Annotated in this window: 14 protein-coding genes; 10 read left to right on the top strand and 4 right to left on the bottom strand. The window is 74.5% G+C overall.

What is annotated here, in order from left to right:
- Positions 1–19: 19 nt before the first annotated feature.
- Both ABTZ54_RS21905 and ABTZ54_RS21910 read right to left on the bottom strand, forming a co-directional pair.
- The gene (locus ABTZ54_RS21905) at positions 20–460 is read right to left on the bottom strand and encodes an ATP-binding protein (protein WP_351665715.1); all 441 of its coding nucleotides are present in this window, start codon (positions 458–460) and stop codon (positions 20–22) included.
- A 167-nt stretch (positions 461–627) separates the two neighbouring features.
- Positions 628–1848: an 8-amino-7-oxononanoate synthase gene (locus ABTZ54_RS21910; protein ID WP_351665717.1), complete on the bottom strand. Its 1221-nt coding sequence runs from the start codon at positions 1846–1848 to the stop codon at positions 628–630.
- Between the two features lie 142 nt (positions 1849–1990).
- Between ABTZ54_RS21910 and bioB the strand changes: the two genes are divergently transcribed.
- The 4 genes from bioB to ABTZ54_RS21930 all read left to right on the top strand — a co-directional run bounded on the left by bioB (position 1991) and on the right by ABTZ54_RS21930 (position 6187).
- On the top strand, positions 1991–3187 hold the full coding sequence (bioB, locus tag ABTZ54_RS21915; protein WP_351665719.1) for a biotin synthase BioB: 1197 nt from the start codon (positions 1991–1993) through the stop codon (positions 3185–3187).
- On the top strand, positions 3180–4460 hold the full coding sequence (locus ABTZ54_RS21920; RefSeq protein WP_351665721.1) for an adenosylmethionine--8-amino-7-oxononanoate transaminase: 1281 nt from the start codon (positions 3180–3182) through the stop codon (positions 4458–4460). The genes bioB and ABTZ54_RS21920 overlap by 8 nt, the downstream gene beginning before the upstream one ends.
- 637 nt (positions 4461–5097) lie before the next feature.
- The gene (gene bioD, locus ABTZ54_RS21925; RefSeq protein ID WP_351665723.1) at positions 5098–5820 is read left to right on the top strand and encodes a dethiobiotin synthase; all 723 of its coding nucleotides are present in this window, start codon (positions 5098–5100) and stop codon (positions 5818–5820) included.
- A gap of 19 nt (positions 5821–5839) precedes the next feature.
- Positions 5840–6187, top strand: a complete 348-nt coding sequence (locus ABTZ54_RS21930) for a VOC family protein (protein WP_351665725.1) — start codon at positions 5840–5842, stop codon at positions 6185–6187.
- A gap of 12 nt (positions 6188–6199) precedes the next feature.
- On the opposite strand, the gene ABTZ54_RS21935 is transcribed toward ABTZ54_RS21930, so the two are convergent.
- Positions 6200–7168, bottom strand: coding sequence for a GlxA family transcriptional regulator (locus ABTZ54_RS21935; RefSeq protein ID WP_351665727.1), 969 nt, complete (start codon positions 7166–7168; stop codon positions 6200–6202).
- A gap of 71 nt (positions 7169–7239) precedes the next feature.
- On the opposite strand from ABTZ54_RS21935, the gene ABTZ54_RS21940 reads away from it, so the two are divergent.
- The 5 genes from ABTZ54_RS21940 (at position 7240) to ABTZ54_RS21960 (ending at position 12614) form a co-directional block, all read left to right on the top strand.
- Positions 7240–8526, top strand: a complete 1287-nt coding sequence (locus tag ABTZ54_RS21940; protein ID WP_351665729.1) for an MFS transporter — start codon at positions 7240–7242, stop codon at positions 8524–8526.
- 60 nt (positions 8527–8586) lie between these two features.
- Positions 8587–9462 (top strand): TIGR03621 family F420-dependent LLM class oxidoreductase, encoded by an 876-nt coding sequence (locus ABTZ54_RS21945; protein ID WP_351665731.1) that lies wholly within the window; start codon positions 8587–8589, stop codon positions 9460–9462.
- 106 nt (positions 9463–9568) lie between these two features.
- On the top strand, positions 9569–10018 hold the full coding sequence (locus ABTZ54_RS21950; RefSeq protein WP_351665733.1) for a GNAT family N-acetyltransferase: 450 nt from the start codon (positions 9569–9571) through the stop codon (positions 10016–10018).
- Positions 10019–10254: 236 nt separating this feature from the next.
- Entirely contained in the window at positions 10255–11598 is a 1344-nt protein-coding gene (locus tag ABTZ54_RS21955) for a hemolysin family protein (RefSeq protein WP_351665735.1), read from the top strand.
- A complete protein-coding gene (locus tag ABTZ54_RS21960; RefSeq protein WP_351665737.1) occupies positions 11595–12614 on the top strand; it encodes a hemolysin family protein in 1020 nt (339 codons plus the stop codon). Before ABTZ54_RS21955 ends, ABTZ54_RS21960 begins: the two co-directional genes overlap by 4 nt.
- 79 nt (positions 12615–12693) lie before the next feature.
- Here the strand turns inward: ABTZ54_RS21960 and ABTZ54_RS21965 are convergent, their stop codons facing one another.
- The gene (locus tag ABTZ54_RS21965) at positions 12694–13695 is read right to left on the bottom strand and encodes a maleylpyruvate isomerase family mycothiol-dependent enzyme (protein WP_351665739.1); all 1002 of its coding nucleotides are present in this window, start codon (positions 13693–13695) and stop codon (positions 12694–12696) included.
- Positions 13696–13759: 64 nt separating this feature from the next.
- Between ABTZ54_RS21965 and ABTZ54_RS21970 the strand changes: the two genes are divergently transcribed.
- The gene (locus tag ABTZ54_RS21970; protein ID WP_351665741.1) at positions 13760–14542 is read left to right on the top strand and encodes an SGNH/GDSL hydrolase family protein; all 783 of its coding nucleotides are present in this window, start codon (positions 13760–13762) and stop codon (positions 14540–14542) included.
- The last annotated feature ends 46 nt before the right edge of the window (positions 14543–14588 follow it).

Raw genomic sequence — 14588 nt, forward strand, 5'->3', positions numbered from 1 at the left:
GCCCTCGCCCTCGCCCTCGCTACGCGGCCTGCGTCGTGGGCCAGGGAAGCCTGATCCAGACCGTCTTGCCGCCCTCCTCCGTGGGCGTCACCGAGAGCCGCCCACCGGCCTCGGCCGCGAGATAGCGGATGATCACCAGGCCGCGCCCGTTGTCCTGCTGCACGGCGGCGGGCAGCCGCTGCGGCCAGCGCGGATGGCTGTCGGTCACCCCGATGCGCAACAGCTCCTCGCGCTCCAGGCGGACGTCGACCGTGAAGGTCGGCGACTGGCCGAAGGTGTGCTGGACGGCGTTGGTCGCCAGCTCCGAGACGATCAGCCGCACCGACTCCGCGATGTCGTCCGCGTCGTCGAGGTCGCCGAGCCCCCAGGACCCGAGGACGTCGGCGACGTACCGCCGGGCGGCCGACACCGAGGCGGGATCGCTCGGCAGCGTGACGGTTGCTTCCTGGTGATCTGCCATGGCGACACCGCCCCTTTCCCACCGGGCACGGACCCGGACTGCGCTGCGCGCCACACTGCCACCGATCGCGCCGCCCTGGGTGGCGATCGGCCAAGATATGCGGATATCTATCGCCCGATGCGGTGAACCCTGCGACGGGCGAGCGGACAACCGCGCGTGACCCGGGGTCAGACCACGTCCCGCCCCGGCACCGTGGCCCCGGCCGGTGCCGTCCGTACGATCGTCCCGACGGCCCGCTCGATCTGCGCCTCCGTGAGGTCCGCGCGCGCGGTCAGCCGGAGCCGGGAGACGCCGTCCGGGACCGACGGCGGCCGGAAGCAGCCGACGCCCAGACCCAGCTCCCGGCAGTCCGCCGCCCAGCGCAGCGCCTCCTGCGGCCCGGGGGCGCGGACCGAGACCACAGCCGCGTCCGGGCGTGCGGCGGTCAGCCCGGCCTCGGTGAGCCGCCCGTACAGGCTCGCCGCCACGGCACGGGCCCGGGCGGCGAGACCCGGCTCGGCGGCGATCAGCCGCAGGCTCGCCAGGGCGCCGCCCGCCGCGGCCGGGGCGAGCCCCGTGTCGAAGATGAAGGTACGGGCCGCGTTGACCAGGTGCTCGATCACCCGGGCCGGTCCGAGGACCGCGCCGCCCTGGCTGCCCAGGGACTTGGAGAGGGTGAGGGTGGCGACGACGTCCGGGTCGCCCGCGAGGCCCGCCTCGTGGAGCGCGCCGCGCCCGCCCTCGCCGAGCACCCCGAAGCCGTGGGCGTCGTCGACGACCAGACCGGCTCCGTGCGCCCGGCAGACCTCGGCCAGCTCGGCGAGCGGCGCCCGGTCCCCGTCCACGGAGAAGACGGAGTCGCTGACGGCCAGCGCCCGGCGGCCCGGGTGGGCGCCCAGGGTCTTGGCGACGGCCTCCGGGTCGGCGTGCGGGACCACGGCCGTCTCGGCGCGGGCCAGGCGGCAGCCGTCCACGATCGAGGCGTGGTTGCCGGCGTCCGAGACGATCAGTCCGTCCCGGGCGGAGAGCGCGGTCAGCGCGGCGAGGTTGGCGGTGTAGCCGGAGGAGAAGACGAGAGCGGCCTCGAAGCCGCTGAACTCGGCGAGTTCGCGTTCCAGGCGCGCGTGCAGCCGGGTGGAGCCGGTGACGAGCCGCGAGCCGGTGGCGCCCGCGCCCCAGCGGCGGGCCGCGTCGGCCGCCGCCTCGGTGATCTCCGGGCGCCGGGTCAGGCCCAGATAGTCGTTGCTCGCCAGGTCGAGCAGCTCCGACTCGGCGGCCCGGGGGCGCAGCGTGCGCACCAGACCGGCCTGCTGCCGCTGCCGTGCCGCGGCGTCGGTCCAGTCGAAGGCGGCCCCGCGCGGGTCCCGCCCCTCGTTCGGCTCCGGCGGGTCCTCGGCGTACGACGGCATGACGGATCCTTTTGTAGGCAGCGCACAGACCCTAACCGGCCCGGGCCGAGGTCAGGGTGTGGCCATGCACACACCTCAAACGGGGTCGTTTGTTCAGATCCTCCTTGGCCGAGGGGCGTGCGGTAGGCCAGGATCAGCGCTTATGGACCTGCTGAACACGCTGGTGGAGAAGGGGCTGCGGCGCGAGTCGCCGACCCGAGAAGAAGCGCTCGCCGTCCTGGCGACCTCCGACGACGACCTGCTCGATGTGGTGGCCGCTGCCGGCCGGGTGCGCCGTCAGTGGTTCGGACGGCGGGTGAAGCTCAACTACCTGGTCAACCTGAAGTCCGGCCTGTGCCCCGAGGACTGCTCGTACTGCTCGCAGCGCCTCGGCTCCACGGCGGGGATCCTCAAGTACACGTGGCTGAAGCCCGACGAGGCCTCCGCGGCGGCGGCCGCCGGTGTCGCCGGCGGCGCCAAGCGGGTCTGCCTGGTGGCGAGCGGCCGCGGCCCGACGGACCGTGACGTCGAGCGGGTCGGCAGGACCATCGAGGCCATCAAGGAGGGGAACGAGGGCGTGGAGGTCTGCGCCTGCCTCGGTCTGCTCTCGGACGGCCAGGCGGAGCGGCTGCGGGAGGCCGGCGCCGACGCGTACAACCACAACCTGAACACGTCCGAGGCGACGTACGGGGAGATCACCTCCACCCACACCTACGCGGACCGGGTGGACACCGTGCAGAAGGCGCACGCGGCGGGCCTGTCGGCCTGCTCGGGCCTGATCGCGGGCATGGGCGAGACCGACGAGGACCTCGTCGACGTCGTCTTCGCGCTGCGCGAGCTCGACTCGGACTCGGTGCCGGTCAACTTCCTCATCCCCTTCGAGGGCACCCCGCTCGCCAAGGAGTGGAACCTCACCCCGCAGCGCTGCCTGCGGATCCTCGCGATGGTCCGCTTCGTCTGCCCGGACGTCGAGGTGCGGATCGCGGGCGGCCGCGAGGTGCATCTGCGCACGATGCAGCCGCTGGCGCTGAACATCGCCAACTCGATCTTCCTCGGCGACTACCTGACCAGCGAGGGCCAGGCCGGCCAGGCCGACCTGGACATGATCGCGGACGCGGGCTTCGAGGTGGAGGGCGCGGGCACGACGACGCTGCCGGCGCATCGGGCGGACGCGGTGGCGGCGGGCGGCGGGTGCGGGTCGCACGCGGAGGCCGGTGGGGGCTGCGGGTCGCATGCGGAGGCCGGTGAGAGGTGCGGGCCGTGCGGCGGCGCGGTGTCCGAGCAGCCCGCGGAGGCCAGGACCGACCTGGTCGCGGTGCGGCGTCGCGGCGCCGGTACGGACCTCGCGCCGAATGCGTAACGACGAACTGCTGGCCCTGGACCGGGCGCACGTCTGGCATCCGTACGGCCCCATGCCGGGCCGTACGGAGCCGCTGGTCGTCGCCTCCGCGTCCGGGGTACGGCTCCGGCTCGCCGAACCCGCCGAGGGGCAGGCCGAGTTGATCGACGGCATGTCCTCCTGGTGGTCGGCGATCCACGGCTACAACCACCCCGTCCTGAACGAGGCGGTGCGCGGGCAGCTCGACCGGATGAGCCATGTGATGTTCGGCGGGCTCACCCACGAGCCCGCCGTCCGGCTCGCCACCCGCCTCGTCGAGATCACCCCCGAGCCGCTGCGGCACGTCTTCCTCAGCGACTCCGGCTCGGTCTCGGTCGAGGTCGCGGCGAAGATGTGCCTCCAGTACTGGCGCTCGGTGGGCCGGCCCGGCAAGCAGCGGCTGCTGACCTGGCGGGGCGGCTACCACGGGGACACCTGGCAGCCGATGTCGGTGTGCGACCCGGAGGGCGGGATGCACGAGCTGTGGTCCGGCGTCCTGCAGCGTCAGGTCTTCGTCGACGCGCCTCCCGTGGAGTACGAAGAGTCGTACGCGGAGTCGCTGCGCGAGGCGATCGGGCGGCACGCGGACGAGCTGGCGGCGGTGATCGTGGAGCCGGTGGTGCAGGGGGCGGGTGGCATGCGCTTCCACTCCCCCGCGTATCTGCGGGTGCTGCGTGAGGCGTGCGACGAGCACGGTGTGCTGCTCGTCTTCGACGAGATCGCGACCGGATTCGGGCGTACGGGGGCGTTGTTCGCGGCCGACCACGCCGGGGTCTCGCCGGACGTGATGTGCGTGGGCAAGGCGCTGACCGGCGGCTATCTGTCGATGGCGGCGACGCTGTGCACGAGCCGGGTCGCCGAGGGCATCTCGCGCGGCGAGGTCCCCGTGCTGGCGCACGGCCCGACGTTCATGGGCAACCCGCTGGCCTCGGCGGTCGCTCTCGCCTCGATCGACCTGCTTCTGTCGCAGGACTGGCAGGTGGAGGTGAAGCGCATCGAGGCGGGCCTGCGGGAGGGCCTGGCGGGGGCGTCGGCGCTGCCCGGGGTGCGGGATGTGCGGGTGCTCGGCGCGATCGGTGTCGTCCAGCTCGACCACGAGGTGGACATGGCGGCGGCGACGCGGGCGGCGGTCCGCTCAGGAGTCTGGCTCCGCCCCTTCCGGGACCTGATCTACACGATGCCGCCGTTCGTGACGGGGGACGAGGACGTGTCCCGCATAACAGCAGCAATCCAAGAAGCCGCCAAGGCATCCTGACCACCACCCCCACAACCCACCGCAGCCCCCACCCGTAGCGGTCGCTGCACGCCGCCACCCCCGCCCGTCGCGGTCCGCCGCACCCCACCGCTACGCGCCGCCGCCCCCACCCGTTGTGGCCGCCCCCGCCCCCCCGTTGTGGGCAATCGTTCCGCTGGGGCGGAACGGGTGGGCACAACGGAACGGCGCACCCTGCCGGGCCTAGGCTTCCGCGCCTGTACGCCCACCCCCAGCGCCGCGCGCTGGGGGTGCGGGCCAAGGCACTGGGAGCGAAGGCGCCGCTAGAGGGCGCCGTCCCGTGTGCCCACCCGTCCCGCCCCAGCGGGACGATTGCCCACACGGGCGGGGCGGGGGCGGCGGCGGCCCACGCGGGCAGGGGCGGGGCGGCGGCCCACGCGGCAAGGCGCGGCGGGGCGGCTGCCCGCGGGGCAAGGCGTGGCCGAGCGGCTGCCCGCGCGGCAAGGCGTGGCGGGGTGGCTGCCCGCGCGGCAAGGCGTGGCGGGGCGGCTGCCCACGCGGGCGAGGTGCGGCGGGCCCCGGTGGGCGGCGGGCAGCCACCCGCCCCGTGCGGGCGGCGGCCGCATCTCTTCGTCGGGGCCCGCTCGGGCCCGGTAACAGCTCCCCCGAAAGGACCCCCATGACCATCATCGTCGTCACCGGCACCGGCACCGAGATCGGCAAGACCATCGTCACCGCCGCCCTCGCCGCCACCGCCACCCCCCGCTCCGTCGCCGTGCTGAAGCCCGCGCAGACGGGGGTCGGGAAGGGGGAGGTGGGGGACGTCGAGGAAGTGCTGCGTTTGTCGGGGGCCACGACGGGGGCCGAGCTCGGGCGGTTCCCGGAGCCCTTGGCGCCGAGCACCTCGGCGCGCCGCGCCGGACTACCCCCGGTCACCCCGGCGGACGTCGCCGACGCGGCCAGAAAGCTGGCGGAGGAGCACGACCTCGTCCTCGTGGAGGGCGCGGGCGGCCTCCTCGTCCGCTTCGACGAGCACGGCGGAACCCTCGCCGACGCGGCCCGCCTGCTGAACGCGCCGGTCCTCGTCGTCGCCCCGGCGGGCCTCGGCACCCTCAACTCCACCGCCCTGACGGCGGAGGCCCTGCGGGCGCGCGGGATCGAGCAGTTGGGCGTGGTGGTCGGCAGCTGGCCCGAGGAGCCGGACCTGGCGGCCCGCTGCAACCTGGCGGACCTGCCCACGGTGGCGGAGGCCCCCCTGCTCGGGGCGGTACCGGCGGGCGCGGGCGCCCTGGGACCCGAGGAGTTCCGGGCGGCGGCGCCCGGCTGGCTGGCCCCCGAACTGGGCGGCACCTGGGACGCGGCCAAGTTCACCGCAGAGTTCGCGGCGGCGCCGCCCGCCTGAGCTCCGTACCCTGGCCCGCATGCGTGCACACGTACAGGAGATCGTCTTCGACTGCGCCGACCCGGCCGCCCTCGCCCGCTTCTGGTCGGCCCTCCTCGGCGGGTCGCCGGTCGACCGGAGCCCTGACTGGTCGTACGTCGATCCGCCCGGGTTCACGCGGATCGCGTTCCAGCGGGTCCCGGAGGGCAAGTCGGCCAAAAACCGCCTGCACTTGGACGTGGAGGTGGCCGACCCGCTCGCCGCGGCCGACGAGGTGCTGCCGCTGGGCGCCCGACGCTCGGGCGGCCCGGTGACGGACGAACAGGGCACGTTCCAGGTGATGCACGACCCGGAGGGCAACGAGTTCTGCTTCGTGACGGGCGGCTGAGCCGACGGCGGCCTAACCGCGCTCGCGGAACGTCCGCCGGTAGGCGGCCGGAGTCGTGCGCAAGGCCTCGTGGAAGCGTCGGCGCAGGTTGACCGCCGAGGAGAGGCCGACCCGGCGCGCGATGGTGTCGACCGGCAGGTCGGTCTCCTCAAGGAGCGCCCGGGTGGCCGCGAGCCGCCGGTCGAGCAGCCAGCGTCCGGGGCTGATGCCCAGTTGTTCGGTGAAGCGCCGGGTCAGCGTGCGGGCGGAGACCTGGGAGTACTCCGCCATCTCGGCGACGCTCGTCGGCCGGTCGAGCCGCCCGGCGACCCAGTCGAGGAGCGGGGCGAGCGAGTCGGCGACCGGCCCGGAGGTGGGGAGTTCGGCGTACTGCAGCTGGCAGCCCTCCCGGTGCGGCGGCATCACCATCTGCCGGGCGATCCGCATCGCGTACGCGGCGCCGTGGTCGGTGCGCACGAGGTGCAGGCAGAGGTCGACTCCGGCCGCCGACCCGGCGCTGGTGGCGACGTCGCCGTGGTCCACGTAGAGCACGCCGGGGTCGACCCGGACCCGGGGGAACCGGGCCGCGAGCCCGGCGGCCAGGGCCCAGTGGGTGGCGGCCCGCCGGTCGTCGAGCAGTCCGGCGGCGGCGAGCACGAAGGCGCCCGAGGAGAGCCCGACGACCCTCGCCCCGCGCCGGTGCGCCCGGCGGAGCGCCGCGACCGTCTCCGGCGGCACCTCGGCGGCCTCCGGCCGCTGCCGGCCGGGCACCAGCACGGTGTCCGCGCGCTCCAGCGCCTCCAGGCCCTCGGTGACGAGCACGTCGTAGCCCGCCTGCGTCCGCAGGGCTCCCGGTCGCTCGGCGCAGACCTCGAACGCGTAGCGGACGGGGACGGCCGGGCCGTGGTCGCCGAACACCTCGGCGGCGCAGGACAGCGGGAAGGTCGCCTGCTGCGGCTGGAGCAGGGCCACCACCCGGTGCGGCGGACGGGACGGCGTCATGGCGCGAAAGTACCCCTTCATGTCGGTCAGGACACTGGGACGGCGGAATGGTCCAGACCATGATCCATGGTGTGACCACCACGCAGACACGGAACCACCCGTCCCCACCGCCCGTCCGGCTCCCCTTGTGGGACCGGCGCTTCACCCTCTACTTCGCCGCCCGTACCGTCTCGCTGTTCGGCGACGCGATGATGCCGGTGGCCGCCGCCCTCGCGGTCGGCGCGCTCTACGGGATCTCGGGGGTCGGCATCGTCCTCGGCACCTGGACGGGGACGTTCGTCGTCCTGGTGCTGTTCGGCGGCGTGTTCGCCGACCGCTTCGGCGCCCGTCGGATGATGGTCGGCGCCGACCTCGCCCGGGTGCTCACCCAGGGCGTGCTCGCGGTCGCGTTCTTCGCCGGGCAGCCGCCGTTCTGGCTGCTCGTGAGCATGGCGGCGCTGGCGGGCGCGGCGGTCGCGATGTTCCTGCCGGGGGTGAACGGGATGGTCCCGCTGGTCGCCGCCGAACCCCAGCGCGCCAACGCCACGCTCAAGGTCGCCGACGCCCTCGCCCATCTGCTCGGCCCGGCCCTGGCGGGGCTGCTGATCACGCTGACCGGGGCGGGGACGGTGTACGCGATCGACGCGGGCACCTTCCTGCTCAGCGCCCTGTGCCTGGGGCTGATCCGGCTCACCCCCGGCGGCGCGAAGGCACCCGCCCCGGCCGAGGCCGCCCAGGACACCGGCCCCGCCCGCTCCCTCCGCCGCGACCTGCGCCAGGGCTGGCACGAGTTCCGTTCCCGTACCTGGATGTGGGCCGTGATCCTGATCTGGGTCGTGTACGGCGTCCTGCTCTTCGGCCCCCTCGTCCCGCTGAGTTCGGCGCTGATCGGGGCCCGGCTCGGCCCGAACGCGTACGGTCTCGCGGTCTCCTTCCTCGGCGTCGGGACGGTGCTCGGCGGTCTGCTCGCGCTGCGGCTGCGGCCGGCCCGGCCGCTGGCCGCCGGTGCGGTGGCGATGGCCCTGTACACCGTGCTGCCGCTCTGTGTGGCGCTGGGCGCGGGCCTGCCCCTGCTGCTCGCGGGCCACGCCCTCGGCGGTGGCGCGCTGGCGTTCTGGTCGGTGATGTGGGCGACCAGCGTGCAGACCCACACCCCGCCCGCCGTGCTCAACCGGGTCAGCGCGTACGAGCTCGCCGGATCGGTGTCCGGGATCGCGCTCGGCCAGATCCTGGCGGGTCCCGCCACCGCGCTTGCCGCCCCCGGGCGGCTGCTGCTGGTCTCGGCGGCGACCTGTCTCGTGGGCTGCGCGGCGCTGCTCGCGATCCCGGCCGTCCGCACCCTGCGCCGCGCCGATCCCCTGCCGGACCTGGCAGGCTGAGGACTCGTCAGCGCGCGGTACCACCCGCCCGCGACCACTCGTCGACCTGGAGGTACCGCCGTGGTGTCACCCTTCCGCTTCGCCGTCAACATGCTCGCTCCGGGCACGGGACCCGAGTGGCGGGCGCGCTGCCGCCGGGCCGAGGAGCTGGGGTACGACCTGATCCTGGTCGCGGACCACCTCGGCATGCCCGCCCCGTTCCCCTCCCTGGTGGCGGCGGCCGGGGCGACGACCCGGCCCCGGCTCGGCACCTTCGTGCTCAACACGGGTTTCTGGAACCCGGCGTTGCTTGCCCGCGAGGTGGCGACGACGGCGGCGCTGACGGACGGCCGGCTCGAACTCGGCCTGGGCACGGGCTATGTGCGGGCCGAACACGAGCAGGCCGGGATCCCGTTCCTGCCGCCGGGCGAGCGGGTCGGCCATCTCGCCCGTACCGTCGAGGAGTTGGCGGGAGTCCTGAAGGGCGAGGAGGGAAGCCCGCGCACTCCGCTGCTGATCGGCGGCAACGGGAAGCGGGTGCTGCGGCTCGCCGCCCGGCACGCCGACGTGATGGCCTTCAGCGGGGGCCGCTTCACCGGTGAGGCGGTGACGGTGCTGACGGCGGAGGAGCTGGCCGGCCGGGTGGAGACGTACCGGGCCTTCGAGCGGGAGGCCGAGCGCGGGACGCCCGCCGAGCTCAATCTGCTGATCCAGCGGGTGATCGTGACGGAGGACCCGTCCGGCGCCGCGGCCGAGTTCCTGCCGCGGGCGCCGTACCTCACCGAGGAGCAGGTCCTGGACCTGCCGATCCTCCTGATCGGCACGGTGCGCGAGATCGCCGACCGGGTGGTCGCGCTGCGCGAGCGGTTCGGCTTCTCGTACCTGACGGTGCTCGACAACGCGATGGAGGCGTTCGGCCCGGTGATCGCGCTGCTGCGGGAGTCCACGCGCTCCTGACCCCCTGACCCCCTGGCCCCTCCCGCCCCCTCCCGCCCCCTCCCGCCCCGTCCCGCCCGGTGAAACGCGGTCGACGGGCGGGCCGGGGCGGTGGTGGGATGCGGGCATGGACGACGATCTCCGGATACGGGCCGCGGTGGCGGCCGACCTCGACCCCGTACTCGCCTTCTGGAAGGCGGCGGCGGAAGGCACGAGCATCAGCGACGACCGCGCGGGCGTGGAGCGGCTCGTGGAGCGGGACCCCGGAGCGCTGCTGCTCGCCGAGCGGGGCGGGGAACTTGGGGAGCTGGCCGGGACCGTGATCGCGGGCTTCGACGGCTGGCGGTGTCATCTCTACCGGCTCGCCGTCCACCCGGACCACCGCCGGCAGGGCATCGGCGGCGCGCTGCTCGCCGCCGCCGAGGAGCGTTTCGTACGGCTGGGCGGCCGGCGCGCGGACGCGATGGTGCTCGACCGGAACGAGCGGGGGCAGGCCGCGTGGCGGGCGGCGGAGTACGGGCCGCAGGAGCAGTGGACCCGCTGGGTGAAGCCGCTCACGGTCACCGCCGGTCACTGATCGCCACGACTTTTGCCCGTCCTTTACTATGGGTGGTCAGAATTCGATCATCGGATCACCCACCGCACTGCCTCGGCTCCGGCTCGGCAGTGCACCAGCACTATCGAAAGGTGTGAGCGTCCGCCCATGGGCGAGCCTCCCAGTACCCGTTCCAGAAGCCGACATCGCGCGGTCCTCTCTCCCCTGACTGATCATGTGACTGATCATGGGTTTCGTCGAGGGACGGAGGTGAACCGATGACCGAGGTACTGCTCCTCTTCGTGGCACTGCTGCTCGCGCTGGCCTGTGGCGCCTTCGTCGCGGCCGAGTTCTCGCTGACCACCGTCGAACGCGGCGAGCTCGAAGCCGCCGCCGAGCGCGGCGAGCGGGGCGCCGCCGGCGCGCTCAAGGCCGTGAAGTCGCTGACCTTCCAGCTCTCCGGCGCGCAGCTCGGCATCACCGTGACCAACCTGGTCGTCGGCATGCTCTCCGAGCCGTCGATCTCCAAGCTGCTCCAGGGCCCGGTCGAGGCCCTCGGCCTCTCCCCCTCGGTCGCCTCCTCGGTGGCCCTGGTCCTCGGCACCGCCCTGTCGACCGTCGTCCTGATGGTCGTCGGCGAGCTGGTCCCCAAGAACTGGGCCATCTCCTCGCCGCTCGCGGTCGCCAAGGTGGTGGCGACCCCGCAGCGGATCTTCACCGCCGCCTTCAAGCCGCTGATCAGCCATCTCAACAACACCGCCAACCGCATGCTGCGCCGGCTCGGCATGGAGCCGACCGAGGAGCTGGCCTCGGCCCGCTCCCCGCAGGAGCTGGTGGCCCTGGCGCGCCACTCCGCCAAGGAGGGCGCCCTGGAGGCGGACACCGCGGAGCTGTTCGTCCGCACCCTCAACCTGGCCGAGCTGACCGCGGAGAACGTGATGACCCCGCGCGTCCAGGTCACCGCCCTGGAGGTGCAGGCCACGGCCGAGGACGTCGCCAACGCGACCCGCGCGACCGGGCTCAGCCGCTTCCCGGTGTACCGGGGCAACCTGGACTCGGTCGTCGGCATCGCCCACATCAAGGACATCCTCGCGATACCGGCCGACGAGCGGCCCCGCCGCCGTATCGGCGACCTGCTGCGCGAGCCGCTCCTGGTGCCCGAGAGCCTCACCGTGGACCGGCTGCTCGACCGGCTCTCCGGCAAGCAGACGATGGCCGTCGTCATCGACGAGTACGGCGGCACGGCCGGCGTCGCGACCCTGGAGGACATCGTCGAGGAGGTCGTCGGCGAGGTCCGCGACGAGCACGACCCGCACGAGACCCCGGACCTGGCGCGGGCGGGCGAGGACGCCGACGGCCGCGCGCTGTGGTCCGCGGACGGCGCCGCCCGTACGGACCAGCTGGAGGCCATCGGCCTGAAGGCGCCGGAGGGCCCGTACGAGACCCTCGCGGGCGTCCTGGCCACCGAGCTCGGCCGGATCCCGGCCGTCGGGGACACCGTGGAGCTCGCCGGCTGGCGGCTCGACGTGGTGGACGCCTCCGGGCGGCGCGCGGCGCGCGTGCTGATGCACGCCCCGCTCCCCGGCACCGGTGAGGACACGCACGAGGAGGCGGGCCGATGATCGCGATCCAGCTGCTGATCGGCTTCGCGACCCTGGTCGTCAACGCCTTCTTCGTCGGCGCCGAGTTCGCCCTGATCTCCGTGCGCCGCAGCCAGATCGAGCCGCTCGCGGAGGCCGGGAACCGCCGGGCCCGCAGTGTCATCTGGGGCCTGGAGCACGTCTCGGCGCTGCTCGCGGCGGCGCAGCTCGGCATCACGCTGTGCACCCTGGTGCTCGGCATCGTGGCCGAGCCGGCCATCGCCCACCTCCTGGAGCCGATCTTCGACGCCGTCGGCGTGCCGCACGGTCTCGTGCACCCGATCTCGTTCGTGATCGCGCTCTCGGTCGCCACGTACCTGCACATGCTCCTCGGCGAGATGGTCCCGAAGAACATCGCGCTGGCCGAGCCGTCCCGTACGGCGCTGGCCCTCGGCCCGCCGCTGGTGACCGTGGCGCGGGCGCTGCGCCCGGTGATCTTCGCGATCAACGCCTTCGCCAACGCCATCCTGAGGCTGCTCAGGGTGGAGACGAAGGACGAGGTCGCGGCCACGTTCTCGGACGACGAGCTGGCCCGGATGGTCACCGACGCCGGTGACGCCGGTCTGCTCGACGACCGCGCCGCCGAGCGCCTGCACGACGCCCTCGAACTGGGCCGCCGCCCGGTCCTGGACGTCGTGATGCCGGTGGAGAAGGTCGTGTACGCGCAGGTGGGCACCACTCCGGAGGAGCTGGAGGCGCTGTCGGCGCAGTCCGGGTACTCCCGCTTCCCGGTGGTCGACTCGGCCCGGCGGATCCTGGGCTACCTGCATGTGAAGGACGCCCTGGACGTCACCCCGCGCGACCTGCCGTTCCCGGTGTCGGCCCTGCGGCCGATCGCCCGGGTCCGGGCGGAGACGCCGCTGGACGACGTCCTGACGGCGATGCGGCGCAGCCGGACCCATCTGGCGGCCGTCGTCGACGAGGACGGCCGCCCGGCCGGTCTGGTGACGATGGAGGACGTCCTGCGCGAGCTGGTGGGACGCCCGTCGGCCTCCTGACGCGGCACGCGACGAGGAAGGGCCCGGGACGCACGCCGTCCCGGGCCCTTCCGGCGTCCTCGGACGCACCGGACGCCGCCTAAAGCGCCGTCGCCGCGATCCAGGCGTCGAGGAGCGTGCGGTCGCCGGAACGGGTGAAGCGGGTGTCGTCGGCCGCGTACCGCCCGTAGACGAGCAGCAGCAGGTCGGCGGCGGTGCCCTCGACGCTCGCGGTGGGCTCGCCCTCGGCCCGGCGCTGCCAGCCGAAGCCCCCGCCGCCGAGGGTGACCGTCCAGGCGGCCCCGGTGTCGGTGGCGGTCAGCCGGAGGCTCGCGCCGTCCCGGCCGAGCTGGGCGACGGGCTCGGCGGCCCAGGAGAAGTACGGCAGGTTCTCCAGGAACTCCTCGATGCCGTCGGCGGCCGTCCCGGGATCGACCGGTACGGGCTCCCGGCCGAGGGCCAGCCCGGCGTCGGCGAGGTGGACGATCGCCTCGAAGAGCAGCCGGCGCGGGAAGAACCGCACGTGCGGGTCGCTCCCGTACGACCACACCGGCGCGTCCGGCTCGGCCTCCCGCAGCGCCCGCAGGGCGGCCTGCGCGCTCGCCGCGAGCCAGTCGGGGTGGTCCGCCGGGTCCGCCGGCAGTGCGAGCGGCACCTCCTGGGCCCGGACCCGCGCGGTCGCCCCGGTGCGTACCAGGTGCTCCGTCCAGCGGTGGGTGGCGCCGTGGTGCCGTACGAGGTCGGCCAGGGTCCAGCCGGGGCAGCTCGGCACCGGCGTGGCGGGGTCGGCGCCCCGGACCAGCGTGACGAAGCTCTCGACGTACGAGGCGACCAGATCGCAGCGGACGGCGTGCACGTCCCCCGGAAGGCCGAGGCCCGCCGGGACCTTCAGGAGCCGCTCGCGGCGGGGTCCCGGCGGCTGCCGCAGCGCCGCGTCGCGGAACAGCCGGTCGAGGGTCCGCCGGTCGGCCACCGGAAGTCTGTCCAGGAGGTGCGCGGTGCCCTGGAGGCCCGTCCCGCCGTGCCCTTCGGGGTCGGGGTCGTTCGCGGCGGCCAGTTCCGCCACGGCCTCGGCCAGCGCGCTCAGCAGCGCCTCACTCATGGGGTTTCCCCTCCCAGCTCCTCCTGGCCACCGCGGCCATACCGCGCGGTACGATCGCTGGGCCATGGAGATCAATGCCACGTACACCAGTCTTGTCGCCGTGGGCGACAGCTTCACCGAGGGTATGTCGGACCGGAAGCCCGACGGTTCCTACCGGGGCTGGGCCGACGTCCTGGCGGGCCGGCTGGCCGCCCGCACGCCCGGCTTCCGCTACGCGAACCTGGCCGTCCGCGGCAAGCTGATCGGCCAGATCGTCAACGAGCAGATCGACACCGCCGCCGCGATGCGGCCGGACGTGGTGACCCTGGTCGGCGGACTCAACGACACCCTGCGGCCCAAGTGCGACATGGGCCGGGTGCGCGGCCTGCTCGGCGAGGCCGTGGAGCGCCTTGCCCCGTCCTGCGGACAGCTGGTCCTGATGCGCAGCCCGGGCCGCAACGGCCCGGTCATGGAGCGCTTCCGTCCGCGCATGGAGGAGCTCTTCGCGTACGTGGACGAGCTCGCCGCCCGGCACGGCGCCCTGGTGGTCGACCTGTACGGCGCCCCGGTCCTGGGCGACCCCCGGCTGTGGGACGTGGACCGGCTCCACCTCACGGCCGACGGACACCGCCGGGTGGCGGAGGCGGTCTGGCAGACCCTGGGCCTGGCGCCCGAGGAGGACTGGCGCGCCCCGCTCCCCCCGGCCGTCCCGCCGGGCTGGGCCACCCGCCGCGTCGCCGACGCCCGCTTCGCCAAGGAGCACCTGGTCCCGTGGATCGGGCGCCGGCTCACCGGCCGCTCCTCCGGCGACGGCCGCGCCCCCAAGCGCCCGGAGCTGCTGCCGTACGAGGCCCCGGCGGGCGGCTGACGGGGCGGGCGCGGCGGGCCCCGGTCCGCCCGGGTCCGGTCGAGTG

The organism is Streptomyces sp. NPDC094032 (assembly GCF_040303965.1).
Lineage (GTDB): Bacteria > Actinomycetota > Actinomycetes > Streptomycetales > Streptomycetaceae > Streptomyces.

Excerpts from the sequence above, each read along its gene's own strand:
- ABTZ54_RS21905 (WP_351665715.1), bottom strand. The coding sequence starts at position 460 with ATGGCAGATCACCAGGAAGCAACCGTCACGCTGCCGAGCGATCCCGCC.
- ABTZ54_RS21910 (WP_351665717.1), bottom strand. The coding sequence starts at position 1,848 with ATGCCGTCGTACGCCGAGGACCCGCCGGAGCCGAACGAGGGGCGGGAC.
- bioB (WP_351665719.1), top strand. The coding sequence starts at position 1,991 with ATGGACCTGCTGAACACGCTGGTGGAGAAGGGGCTGCGGCGCGAGTCG.
- ABTZ54_RS21920 (WP_351665721.1), top strand. The coding sequence starts at position 3,180 with ATGCGTAACGACGAACTGCTGGCCCTGGACCGGGCGCACGTCTGGCAT.
- bioD (WP_351665723.1), top strand. The coding sequence starts at position 5,098 with ATGACCATCATCGTCGTCACCGGCACCGGCACCGAGATCGGCAAGACC.
- ABTZ54_RS21930 (WP_351665725.1), top strand. The coding sequence starts at position 5,840 with ATGCGTGCACACGTACAGGAGATCGTCTTCGACTGCGCCGACCCGGCC.
- ABTZ54_RS21935 (WP_351665727.1), bottom strand. The coding sequence starts at position 7,168 with ATGACGCCGTCCCGTCCGCCGCACCGGGTGGTGGCCCTGCTCCAGCCG.
- ABTZ54_RS21950 (WP_351665733.1), top strand. The coding sequence starts at position 9,569 with ATGGACGACGATCTCCGGATACGGGCCGCGGTGGCGGCCGACCTCGAC.
- ABTZ54_RS21955 (WP_351665735.1), top strand. The coding sequence starts at position 10,255 with ATGACCGAGGTACTGCTCCTCTTCGTGGCACTGCTGCTCGCGCTGGCC.
- ABTZ54_RS21960 (WP_351665737.1), top strand. The coding sequence starts at position 11,595 with ATGATCGCGATCCAGCTGCTGATCGGCTTCGCGACCCTGGTCGTCAAC.
- ABTZ54_RS21965 (WP_351665739.1), bottom strand. The coding sequence starts at position 13,695 with ATGAGTGAGGCGCTGCTGAGCGCGCTGGCCGAGGCCGTGGCGGAACTG.
- ABTZ54_RS21970 (WP_351665741.1), top strand. The coding sequence starts at position 13,760 with ATGGAGATCAATGCCACGTACACCAGTCTTGTCGCCGTGGGCGACAGC.